Origin of the sequence: Sarcina sp. DSM 11001 (assembly GCF_900101015.1) — a bacterium.
Taxonomy (GTDB): Bacteria; Bacillota; Clostridia; order Lachnospirales; family Lachnospiraceae; genus CAG-791.
Genome location: NZ_FNFZ01000011.1, coordinates 62590 through 74002 on the forward strand (window position 1 = coordinate 62590; position 11413 = coordinate 74002).

Consider the following 11413-nt stretch of genomic DNA (forward strand, 5'->3'; position numbering starts at 1 on the left):
CAGGGAGTAACAAAAAACATGCGATTTGAAAGTATTGCCAGCGGAAGCAGCGGCAATTGTATCTATGTGGGTTCGGACAGGACCCATCTGCTGATGGATGTGGGCATCAGCAGGAAGAGGACCGGGCAGGCTCTTCATGACATCGGACTGGATTTCAAGGACATCGACGGCATCTTTCTGACCCATGAACACTCGGACCATATCATGGGGCTGCCGGTGATCGCCAAATATTCGCAGATGCCGATCTACGCGACGAAGGGGACGATCAGAGCCCTGGCCAGGATGCCGAAATACCGGGATATCGATCCGGACCGGTTTATCTGTATCCGCGCCGATGAGCCGGTCAGTGTGGGAGATCTCAAGATCGACCCCATGACGATTTCCCACGACGCGGCGGAGCCAGTGGGCTACCGGGTTTATGAAGGCAGCAAGAAAGCCTGCATCTGCACAGACCTGGGCTGCTATACAGACTATACCCAGGCCTGCCTGCAGGACTCGGACGTCCTTCTTCTGGAATCCAACCACGATATCAACATGCTGCAGGTCGGGCATTATCCTTATTCCCTCAAACAGCGCATCCTGGGTAACCGCGGCCACCTGTCAAACGCCGCGAGCGGGCAGCTGCTCAGCCGGGTGCTCAACAGCCATCTGAAGGGGATTTTCCTGGGACATCTGAGCAAAGAAAACAACATCCCGGAGCTTGCTTTTGAGACTGTCCGCGTAGAGCTCATGTTCTCGGAAGCAGGGTACCGCGCCGAGGAGCTCCCCATCCGGGTGGCGGAACGCGATGTCCCGTCGGGTCTCGTGGAGTTGTAAAAGCACTGACTGATTACAACGCAGCTGCATTCTGCGTACAGGATTATATTAGCGTAAGGGACTAAATCAGCATGCGGGATTAAATCAGCGTGCGGGATTAAGTCAGCATGCGGGATTAAATCAGCGTGCGGGATTAAATCAGCATGCGGGATTAATTGCGCAGGGATTATATTAGCGAAAGGATTTTATTATGAAACTGATCGGTGTGACCGGCGGAGTGGGATCCGGAAAATCGGAGATCCTCCGCTATCTGCAGACAACTTATAACTGTCGGATCCTGATGGCCGATGATGCGGCCCGCGCTCTTGAAGCACCGGGCGGCGGGATCTATGAAGACCTGATCGCTCTTTTAGAGGAATATCCGGGCACGGAGCCGATCACTCATCCTGACGGGCAGATCAATAACCCTGAAATGGCGCGCCGGATTTTTTCGAACCCGGCACTCCGGGAGAGAGTCAACCAGATGGTGCACCCTGCGGTAAAAATCTATGCGCTGGATGAGTACAAAAAAGAGTGTGAAGCCGGCAGGATCGACTTTTTTGTCCTGGAGGCAGCGCTCCTCATCGAGGCGGGCTACACGGCCGACATGGATTCCCTCTGGTACATCTACTGCAATGCCGACGAGCGCCGCAGGCGCCTGCGCGCGTCGCGCGGCTACAGCGATGAAAAGATCGACAACATTATGAAGAGCCAGCTCAGCGAGGATATCTACCGGAAAAACGCGGATGTTGTGATCGACAACAGCGGCGACCTCGCGGTTTCCTGCAGCCAGGTGGACGAGGCTCTGCAGAAAATGGGATATATGCCGAAGAAACAGTAAAATGCAAACAGCAAAGCGCCGAAATTAAAGTACTGCTTGTACAGTACTATTGGTAAAGTACTGTAACAGACGTGCGCATTGATCAGAACCATCAGGAAGAAGGAGACCAGCTATTATGAAAAGAGCGATTATTACAGTAGTCGGGAAGGACACGATCGGCATTATTGCGCCCGTCTGTACGTACCTGGCGGAAAACAAGATCAATATCCTGGATATTTCCCAGACCATTGTCAACGGTTATTTTAATATGATGATGATCATCGATGTGACCGAGCCGGAGAAGCCTTTCGGAGTCATGGCGGATGAGCTGGCAACACTGGGCGAGGAAAAGATCGGTGTCCAGATCCGCTGTCAGAAAGAGGAGATCTTTGACCTGATGCACAGGATCTGACCGGACAGGCCGGGAATCTGACCGGGTACGAACAGAATCTGACCAGGTACGAACAGAATCTGACCAGGTACGAACAGAATCTGATCAGGTACGAACAGAATCTGTCCGGTTACGCACAAAATCTGACCGGACAGAGGCGGGGAAGGCCCCTTGATGCACTGGTGCGCCGTCTCATTGACAGGGCGGCAGACCGGGAGTTTCAGAGGGATTCAATTTGGAGGAATAAAAGAGTGATTAATTTTGCGGAAGTGGCTGAGACCAATGCGATGATAGACCGGGAAAACCTGGATGTGAGAACGATCACGATGGGGATCAGCCTGCTGGACTGTGCGGACTCGGATCTGACAAGGTTTCGTGAAAAGATATATGAAAAGATCACGATGAGTGCCTGCAACCTGGTGAAGACAGGGGAGGAGATCACAAAGGAGTACGGGATCCCGATCGTCAACAAGCGGATCTCCATCACTCCGATCGCGATCGCGGGCGGCGGTGCCTGCCGCTGCAGTGACGACTATGTCACGGTCGCAAAGACCCTTGACCGGGCAGCCAAGGAGGTCGGAGTCAATTTCCTGGGCGGTTATTCCGCTCTGGTCTCCAAAGGGATGACACAGGCGGACCGTATGCTGATCGAGTCGATCCCGGACGCGCTCTCACAGACGGACGTCGTCTGCTCCAGCGTTAATGTCGGCTCCACCAGGACCGGCATCGACATGGACGCCGTGCGTCTGATGGGGGGAGTCATCAAGAGGACGGCGGAGCGCACGGCGGACAGAGATTCCTTTGGCTGCGCCAAGCTGGTCGTCTTTTGCAACGCGCCGGACGACAACCCCTTTATGGCAGGTGCCTTCCACGGGGTCACCGAGGCGGACCGGATCCTCAACATCGGTGTCAGCGGCCCGGGTGTGGTAAAGCGTGCCCTGGAAGAAGTCCACGGAGAGGATTTTGAGGTCCTGTGCGAGACCGTTAAAAAGACAGCCTTCAAGGTGACCCGCGTCGGCCAGCTGGTGGCCAGGGAGGCCTCCAGAAGGCTGGGCGTCCCTTTTGGCATCATCGACCTGTCCCTGGCGCCTACACCGGCTGTCGGCGACAGCGTGGCGGATATCCTGTGCGAGATGGGCCTCGAGAGCGCGGGCGCGCCCGGTACGACGGCAGCTCTTGCCCTCCTCAACGACCAGGTCAAAAAGGGCGGTGTCATGGCCTCCTCCTATGTCGGCGGCCTGTCCGGCGCTTTCATTCCGGTCAGTGAAGACCGCGGTATGATCCACGCGGCGCAGATCGGGTCTCTGACCCTGGAGAAGCTGGAAGCCATGACCTGCGTATGCTCCGTCGGTCTCGATATGATCGCAATTCCCGGTGATACAAAAGAGACTACGATCGCCGGTATCATCGCCGATGAGATGGCGATCGGCATGATCAACCAGAAGACGACAGCCGTCCGCCTCATCCCCGTCATCGGCAAGGGCGTCGGCGAGATGGTCGATTTCGGCGGCCTCCTCGGCTATGCTCCCATCATGCCGGTCAACCGCTTTGGCTGTGACGAGTTCGTCAACCGCAAGGGCAGGATCCCGGCTCCGATCCACAGCTTCAAAAACTGATGAAACCGGTTTTTTTCAGAAACGATTTGTAGTAAAATAAATTTGCGGTTTTTAATGTAGTCCCATTTGTTTGCAATGACATGGAGGATATAACGGGTATGGAAAAAAAGTATGATGTGACAGCTCTGGGTGAACTTCTGATCGATTTTGTGCAGAATGGATTGAGTGATCAGGGAAACCCCCTTTTTGAGGCAAATCCCGGCGGAGCGCCCTGCAATGTGCTCGCCATGCTGACCAAGGCGGGAAAAAAGACAGCCTTCCTGGGCAAGGTCGGTAATGACATGTTCGGCCGCATGCTCAAGACCCGCGCCGGCGGTGAAGGTATCGACATGACGGGTCTCTTTATGGACGAGGAGGTCCATACGACCCTGGCTTTTGTTGAAAAGCTTCCCAACGGCGACAGAGACTTTTCCTTCTATCGCAAGCCCGGTGCGGACATCATGCTGACAAAGGACGAAGTCAAAGCCAGCGCTGCCCTGATCGAAGGCGCAAGGATCTTCCATTTCGGCACGCTCTCCATGACGGACGACGATGTCGAAAAAGCGACAAAGGAAGCTGTGAAGATCGCGAAAAAAGCCGGCTGCGTCATTTCCTTTGACCCGAATCTCCGTCCTCCGCTCTGGAGCAGTGAGGAGAAAGCAAAAGAGAAGATCCGCTGGGGTCTCTCGCAGTGCGACGTCCTCAAGATCTCCGACAATGAGATCACCTTCATGACCGGCGAGGAGGACCTCGACAAGGGCATTCAGATGATCATCGATGAGTACAAGATCCCCCTTGTCTTTGCGACCTACGGTCCCGATGGATCCAAGGCCTACTACAAGGACATCCAGGCTTATGAAAAGGGCTTCCTCAACCCGGCGACCATCGAGACCACCGGTGCCGGAGATACCTTCTGCGCAAGCGCCCTCTACCATGTTCTCAAGTACGGTCTCGACGGCTTTGATGAGGAGAAGCTGCATGAGCTTCTGACCTTTGCCAATGCCGCCGCTTCCCTCGTGACCACGAAAAAGGGCGCCCTCTGCGTCATGCCGACATTGGACGAGGTACAGGCCTATATTAAGGCTGCCGGCAGATAAACAATTAAGATTAAGAATGCAAAAAACAGATAAAGAATACACGGAAAAAAGATAAACAATACATAGAAAATCTCCCTGGCCGTCTCTGTCAGGGCCGAAAAAAACAGCACCGTCGCGGTGCTGTTTTTTTCGGTATTCCGGGGAAAAAGGAGGAGCAGGGCTCCTCCTGCGTCACCGGACATAAGTCCGGTGACGCTTCGGAAAATATTGAGAACAAATTGATGAAGGATCCGTATGCGATCACTCGATCCGCATAAGCAGCTGGCCGCCCTTGACGGTGTCGCCTTCCTGGACGAGGATCTCCTTGATGGTACCGGCCATGCGGGCGCTGGTAGCGGTCTCCATCTTCATGGCCTCGATCGTGATGACGGTCTGGCCTTCTTCGACAGTGTCGCCGACCTTTACATTGATCGATGCGACAGCGCCGGGGATGGAAGCGCCGACTTCGGACTTGTTCTCCGGATCGGCCATAGGCACCTTGGTGATGTGCTTCTGGGCTTCAGGATCCGCGACCTTGACATCGCGGCGGATGCCGTTGAGCTCGAAGGAGACAGTGCGCATACCGTCTTTATCCACTTCGCCGGGTCCAAGGTACTTGATGACCAGGGTCTGGCCGTCCGCGATATTGACGCGGTTGGTCTCGCCGACGGAGAGACCGTGGAAGAAGACGTGGCTGCCCAGGCGCATGAGCAGACCATAGTGCTCTCTGTTCTTGTACCAGTCCTTATATACCTTCGGATAGAAGGCATAGGAGAGGACGGAGCGCCACTTGTAGTCGGGCTGGAAGGCCGCGACTTCGCGTTTGAGCTGTTCGAAGTCGACGGGCTTAAGCAGCTCGCCGGGACGGCAGGTGATGGGTTCCTTGCCCTTGAGGACGACCTCCTGCAGATCCTTGGGGAAGCCCCATGACGGCTGGCCCATCATGCCGGAGAAGTAGTCGACCACGGAATCCGGGAAGGCCAGGTCTTTGCCCCTTTCGACGATGTTCTCGGGAGTCAGGTCGTTCTGGGTCATGAAGATCGCCAGGTCGCCGACCATCTTGGAGGAAGGAGTGACCTTGGTGATGCCGCCCAGGATCTGGTCGACTTTGCGGTAGTTTTCCTTGACCTCGGTGAAACGGTTGCCAAGGCCCATGCTCTCGACCTGAGGCTTGAGGTTGGTGTACTGGCCGCCGGGGATCTCATAACGGTAGATATCGGTAGCGGGGCTCTTGATGCCGCCCTCGAAAGCGCCGTAGCGGAGGCGTACGTCTGCCCAGTAATCGGTGAGGTACTGGAGCTGGTCGAGATCAAGGCCTGTGTCTCTGGGCTGACCCTGCAGCGCTGCCACGAGAGCGTTCATGGACGGGTTGGAGGTCAGGGAGGACATGGAGGAGATCGCGCAGTCGACGATGTCGACGCCGGCTTCGGCTGCCATCAGATATGTGGCGATCTGGTTGCCGGACGTATCGTGCGTGTGCAGGTGGATCGGGATGCCGACCTCCTGTTTGAGCGTGGTGATGAGCTTCTTGGCCGCGTAGGGCTTGAGAAGACCTGCCATATCCTTGATGGCGAGCGTGTGGGCACCGCGGCGCTCCAGCTCTTTGGCCATATCCACGTAGTATTTGAGGGTGAACTTGTCGTTCTTGGGATCGAGGATGTCGCCGGTATAACATACGGCTGCCTCGAGGATCTTGTTCTGGTTGAGGACCTCGTCCATCGCGATCTCCATGCCCTTGACCCAGTTGAGGGAATCAAATACACGGAAGACGTCGATGCCGCTCCTGGCGGCTTCCTTGATGAACTCGCGGATCAGGTTGTCGGGGTAGTTGCTGTAGCCGACGCCGCTGGAGCCGCGCAGAAGCATCTGCAGAAGGATGTTAGGAGCCTTTTCGCGGATGAGGTCAAGACGGTCCCAGGGAGTCTCATGCAGGAAGCGGTAGGAGACATCGAAGGTCGCGCCGCCCCAGCACTCCAGGGAGAATGCATCGGCGAGGATCTCGCTGGTGCCTTCCATGCCCTTGACGATATCGCGTGTACGCACGCGGGTACCCAGCAGGGACTGGTGCGCGTCGCGGCAGGTGGTGTCGGTGATGAGGAGCTTCTGCTGCTTCTTGACCCATTTTGCGACCTCTTCGGGTCCCTTGGAGTCGAGCATCTGCTTGAGGCCCATCCTGCGGTTTCCGGTCACGGGAGGGAATCTCGGAGTTTCGTAGATCCTTGTCACGCGGTTCTCGGCGATGGAACGCTCCGCGATGAACGTGAGGATCTTGGTGGCGCGGTCCTCGCCCTGCTGGATCTCAAACAGGGAAGGGGTCTCGTCAATAAACTTGGTGTAGCACTTGCCTTCCTGGAAGGTCTCGTTCCTGAGTACGTTCGTGATGAAGGCGATATTGGTCTTTACGCCGCGGACATGCACTTCACGGATAGCCCTGAGCGCCTTTTTGCAGACACCCTTGAAGGTGCGGTCCCAGGAAGTGACCTTGACCAGCAGGGAATCATAGTACGGGGAGATGGTGGCGCCGGTGCCGGCTGTCGCCTCGTCCATACGAATACCGAAACCGCCGGATACGCGGTAGCCGGTGATACGGCCTGTGTCAGGCGCGAAGTTGTTGGTGGGATCCTCTGTCGTCACGCGGCACTGGATCGCGAAACCGTCGAGTTTGAGGTCGGACTGCTTTGCGATGCCGATGCGGGGATCGGAGAGGGGAGCGCCTTCGGCGACCAGGATCTGGGCACGGACCAGGTCTACGCCGGTGACCATCTCAGTGACGGTGTGTTCGACCTGGATACGGGGGTTCATTTCGATGAAGTAGTAGTTCTCATCCTTGTCGACGAGGAATTCCAGTGTACCGGCGTTGGTATAGCCGACACTCTTTGTGATCGCGACCGCGTCGCGGTAAAGTTTTTCCTTGACTTTCTGAGAAACAGAGAAAGCGGGAGTAAACTCAACGACCTTCTGATAACGGCGCTGCAGGGAGCAGTCACGCTCAAACAGGTGCGCCACGTTGCCGTGTTCGTCCGCCAGGACCTGGACTTCGATATGCTTGGGGTTGACGAGGAATTTCTCCATGAAGATATCCCCGTTACCGAAGGATTTGAGAGCCTCTGCCTTGACAAGGTCGAAGTTGATACCGACTTCCTCGACGGTGTCACAGCGGCGCATTCCGCGTCCGCCGCCGCCGGCGGCAGCCTTGAGGATCACCGGGAAGCCGAATTCCATACCCAGCTTCTGGGCTTCTTCACGGTCTTTAAGCGGTTCCTTTGTACCGGGAGTGGTGGGAACATTGCAGTCGATCGCCATCTGCTTGGCGCTGAGCTTGTCACCCATCATGTCCAGGATCGTGGACTTGGGACCGATGAATTTGATGCCGGCCTGTTCACAGGCACGGGCGAAATCGCCGTTCTCGGACAAAAAGCCGTAACCGGGATGAATAGCATCGCAGTCATGCATCCTTGCCAGCTCGATGATCCTGGGAATATCCAGATAAGCGCCCAGCGGGCTCTCATTTTCACCGATCAGATAGGATTCGTCTGCTGCCGTACGGAAAGCCGCGTAAGTATCCTCATTGGAATAGATTGCGACTGTCTGCAGGCCAAGGTCGTGGCACGCACGGAAGACACGCATTGCGATCTCGCCGCGGTTTGCGACCAGGACTTTTTTGAATCTTGCCATTTGCCCCTCCTTAATTGTGAGACTGCCGCCGGGAAAGGAACAGCGGACCCCCATGCAGATCCCCATACCCCTGCTCCTCATGGCTTTTGATCCGGCGGCAAAACCGTTACGAAAGCATTACTATAACATCAGACCACGACGAAGAGATGATACATGGGACGACTGTTAAAGCAACAGCCAATATACTGTCCAATTAACATTATATCTTGTTAAAAAACAGATAACAGTTTAAAATTGTTTTTTTTATGTGCAGATTCTCATGCAATTTTTTGATTGATAGATAAATTGATGGATAACAGGTTATGTCCTTTTAAAAACAGGTCCTTTATGGTAATTTTAATGTCCTTCTTGATATTTTAATTTTAGAAGAAAAGCAGTCTCCCGAAAACAGGGCAAAAAGGGCCAAAAAAAAGAATTATATTTTTTTAAAAAAAAGCTTGCGTTACCAGACGGGTTCTGTTATTATAGGTCTTGCGTTGAGCGGAACCGCTCAAAATCATATGGCTCGTTGGTCAAGGGGTTAAGACGCTGCCCTCTCACGGCAGAATCATGGGTTCGATTCCCGTACGAGCTGCGATGCAAAGAGACAGGATTTGATCCTGTCTCTTTGTGCGTGAACAAGAGGTTCGCGCCTTCCGTTAACGGTCCTTTTTCCAAAACAAAAGTACTGCTTGCATTTTGGAAAAATATGTGCTATTGTCGAAGCGTTGTATGTTCAAAAATATGTATGGTAATGTTTTATATACAATGCAGGATGTCATGATGGTCAATTAAATATTGGATTTTTGGAAGTGGACCTGCAAGTCCACTTTTCTTATGCGCGAAGCAATGAGCCATGCACGGGTATCTGTTCACGCCTTATCCATTATTGACTGGAAAGGATACTGATTATTTTATGAAGGGAAAAAAATCCGGCGCAGGAAACCGCTATGCCGCGGAGGCGGAAGCGCTGGCGGCGCCGATCGCGGAACCGCTCGGAATTTATATTTACGATGTCGAATATGTCAGGGACGGACAGGAATATTTCCTTAATGTTTATATTGATAAGGAAGGCGGCGTGACGATAGGGGACTGTGAGACCGTCAGCCGGGCCCTGTCAGATGCCCTGGACAGTGCCGACCTTATTTCTGATCCCTATACCCTGATCGTTTCCAGCCCCGGGCTGGGAAGGACACTGACAAAGGACCGGCACCTGCAGCACAGCATCGGACAGGATGTGGAGATCCATCTTTACAAACCGGATCCGGAGACCGGGGTGAAGGATATCACCGGTGAACTGGTGTCCTTTGATCCTGAACAGATCATCATCCTGGCAGAGCCGCCTGCTCCTCCCAGAGGAAAAGCGGGTGGAAAGAAAAAGGCAAAAAAGAAGAAGGCGGACGGAGAGAGTTCTGAAAACCGTCTTTCAGATGAAGGGACGTCTTACGATAAAGAGACGTCGGTTGAAAGTACGGCCCCCGGGGAAGAGGGAGAAAAATCTCGTCAGGACGGGGAAGACAAAAGACTGAGACTTGCACTGGAGCGCTCATCGATCGCATCCATAAGACTCGCTTTTTATTTTTGATGGCACCGGAAATTATAGAAGGAGACAGCATGAATACTGAGTTGAAAGAGGCGATCCTCGCCCTCGAAAAAGAGAAGAAAATCAGCAGCGAGACTCTGTTTTCCGCAATTGAGAATGCTTTGATCACCGCCTGCAAAAGCCATTTCGGCAAGGCAGAGAACATCAAGGTAAATATTGACCGGGATTCCTTTACCTACTCCTGCTGCGCGGAAAAAACCGTCGTGGAAACTCCCGAGGAAGTTGAGGACAGTCTGGAACAGATCTCTCTTGAGGATGCCGCGAAGATTCAGAAGACAGCACAGGTCGGAGATATCGTCAGCGTGGAGATCAACAGTAGAGATTTCGGTCGGATCGCCACCCAGATCGCGAAAAATGTGATCCTGCAGAAGATCAGAGAGGAAGAGCGCAGCGCTATCTTTGATGAATACAGCCAGAAGCAGAGGACCATCGTCACCGGCATCGTACAGCGCAATATCGGCCGCAATATCAGCGTGAATCTGGGAAGCGCGGACGGCATCCTGAACGAGAAGGAACAGGTTCCCGGCGAACACCTGCACCCTACAGACAGGGTCAAGGTCTTCATCCTCGAGGTCCGGACTACCAACCGGGGACCCAGGATCCTGGTCAGCCGCACACATCCCGATCTTGTGAGAAGGCTCTTTGAACAGGAAGTGGCGGAAGTCAAGGACGGAGTCATTGAGATCATGAGCATTGCCCGTGAGCCCGGCAGCCGCACCAAGATCGCGGTCCGGTCCAATGATCCCAATGTCGATCCGATCGGCGCCTGTGTAGGCAGCAACGGAAACAGAGTCAACAATATCGTTGACGAGCTGCGCGGCGAGAAGATCGATATCGTTGTCTGGGATGAAAACCCCGGCAATTTCATCCAGAACGCGCTTTCACCCGCCAATGTCGTGGCAGTTTTCGCGGATCCGGAGGAAAAAGTGGCCAAGGTGGTCGTCCCGGATTTCCAGCTCTCTCTTGCTATCGGCAAGGAGGGACAGAACGCGAGACTTGCCGCCCGTCTGACCGGATACAAGATCGATATCAAGAGCGAGACGCAGGCCAAGGATGCCTATGGATTCCGCTACGAGGATTATCTCGACGAGGATGAAGAAGAGGACGAAGAGGAATACAGCGGCGAGTACGCCGGTGAAGAATCCGGCGATGAGAACGCTGAAGGCGAGTTTACCGGTGAAAAGTCCGGCGATGAGAACGCTGAAGGCGAGTTTACCGGTGAAGAGTCCGGCGATGAGAACGCTGAAGGCGAGTTTACCGGTGAAGAATCCGGCGATGAGAACGCTGAAGGCGAGTTTACCGGTGAAGAGTCCGGTGATGAGAACGCTGAAGGCGGGTACGCCGGTGAAGCACCCGTCAGTGACAACTCTGAGGATGAGTACGCCGACGGCGGTTCTGACCAGGTGATCAGTGAAGAGAAAGCTGACAATGATCCTGCCGGTGTGTAAAGAGCTGGCCCTTGAGTGAACAGGAACGAGT

At 54.4% G+C, this 11413-nt stretch carries 8 protein-coding genes and 1 tRNA gene; 8 read left to right on the forward strand and 1 reads right to left on the reverse strand.

Annotation, left to right across the window (positions count from 1 at the left end):
* Positions 1-18 precede the first annotated feature (18 nt).
* The 5 genes from BLT02_RS07495 to BLT02_RS07515 all read left to right on the forward strand — a co-directional run bounded on the left by BLT02_RS07495 (position 19) and on the right by BLT02_RS07515 (position 4698).
* Positions 19-816 carry an MBL fold metallo-hydrolase gene (locus tag BLT02_RS07495; protein ID WP_092993172.1) on the forward strand — a complete coding sequence of 266 codons (798 nt, stop codon included), beginning with the start codon at positions 19-21 and terminating at the stop codon, positions 814-816.
* A gap of 190 nt (positions 817-1006) precedes the next feature.
* The gene (coaE, locus tag BLT02_RS07500) at positions 1007-1636 is read left to right on the forward strand and encodes a dephospho-CoA kinase (protein ID WP_092993175.1); all 630 of its coding nucleotides are present in this window, start codon (positions 1007-1009) and stop codon (positions 1634-1636) included.
* Positions 1637-1751: 115 nt separating this feature from the next.
* Positions 1752-2027 carry an ACT domain-containing protein gene (locus tag BLT02_RS07505; RefSeq protein WP_092993178.1) on the forward strand — a complete coding sequence of 92 codons (276 nt, stop codon included), beginning with the start codon at positions 1752-1754 and terminating at the stop codon, positions 2025-2027.
* A 230-nt stretch (positions 2028-2257) separates the two neighbouring features.
* The gene (locus BLT02_RS07510; RefSeq protein ID WP_092993181.1) at positions 2258-3622 is read left to right on the forward strand and encodes a PFL family protein; all 1365 of its coding nucleotides are present in this window, start codon (positions 2258-2260) and stop codon (positions 3620-3622) included.
* A gap of 98 nt (positions 3623-3720) precedes the next feature.
* On the forward strand, positions 3721-4698 hold the full coding sequence (locus tag BLT02_RS07515; RefSeq protein WP_092993184.1) for a carbohydrate kinase family protein: 978 nt from the start codon (positions 3721-3723) through the stop codon (positions 4696-4698).
* A gap of 240 nt (positions 4699-4938) precedes the next feature.
* On the opposite strand, the gene BLT02_RS07525 is transcribed toward BLT02_RS07515, so the two are convergent.
* Positions 4939-8352 (reverse strand): pyruvate carboxylase, encoded by a 3414-nt coding sequence (locus BLT02_RS07525; protein ID WP_092993332.1) that lies wholly within the window; start codon positions 8350-8352, stop codon positions 4939-4941.
* A gap of 502 nt (positions 8353-8854) precedes the next feature.
* On the opposite strand from BLT02_RS07525, the gene BLT02_RS07530 reads away from it, so the two are divergent.
* From BLT02_RS07530 to nusA, 3 genes are all read left to right on the forward strand, one after another.
* Positions 8855-8926 (forward strand) — tRNA-Glu (locus BLT02_RS07530).
* Positions 8927-9247: 321 nt separating this feature from the next.
* On the forward strand, positions 9248-9916 hold the full coding sequence (gene rimP, locus BLT02_RS07535) for a ribosome maturation factor RimP (protein WP_092993190.1): 669 nt from the start codon (positions 9248-9250) through the stop codon (positions 9914-9916).
* Positions 9917-9945: 29 nt separating this feature from the next.
* The gene (gene nusA / locus BLT02_RS07540; RefSeq protein WP_092993193.1) at positions 9946-11382 is read left to right on the forward strand and encodes a transcription termination factor NusA; all 1437 of its coding nucleotides are present in this window, start codon (positions 9946-9948) and stop codon (positions 11380-11382) included.
* Positions 11383-11413 lie beyond the last annotated feature (31 nt).

Coding starts and splice junctions, on each gene's coding strand:
- BLT02_RS07495 (WP_092993172.1), top strand. CDS start 19: ATGCGATTTGAAAGTATTGCCAGCGGAAGCAGCGGCAATTGTATCTAT.
- BLT02_RS07505 (WP_092993178.1), top strand. CDS start 1,752: ATGAAAAGAGCGATTATTACAGTAGTCGGGAAGGACACGATCGGCATT.
- coaE (WP_092993175.1), top strand. CDS start 1,007: ATGAAACTGATCGGTGTGACCGGCGGAGTGGGATCCGGAAAATCGGAG.
- rimP (WP_092993190.1), top strand. CDS start 9,248: ATGAAGGGAAAAAAATCCGGCGCAGGAAACCGCTATGCCGCGGAGGCG.
- nusA (WP_092993193.1), top strand. CDS start 9,946: ATGAATACTGAGTTGAAAGAGGCGATCCTCGCCCTCGAAAAAGAGAAG.
- BLT02_RS07515 (WP_092993184.1), top strand. CDS start 3,721: ATGGAAAAAAAGTATGATGTGACAGCTCTGGGTGAACTTCTGATCGAT.
- BLT02_RS07525 (WP_092993332.1), bottom strand. CDS start 8,352: ATGGCAAGATTCAAAAAAGTCCTGGTCGCAAACCGCGGCGAGATCGCA.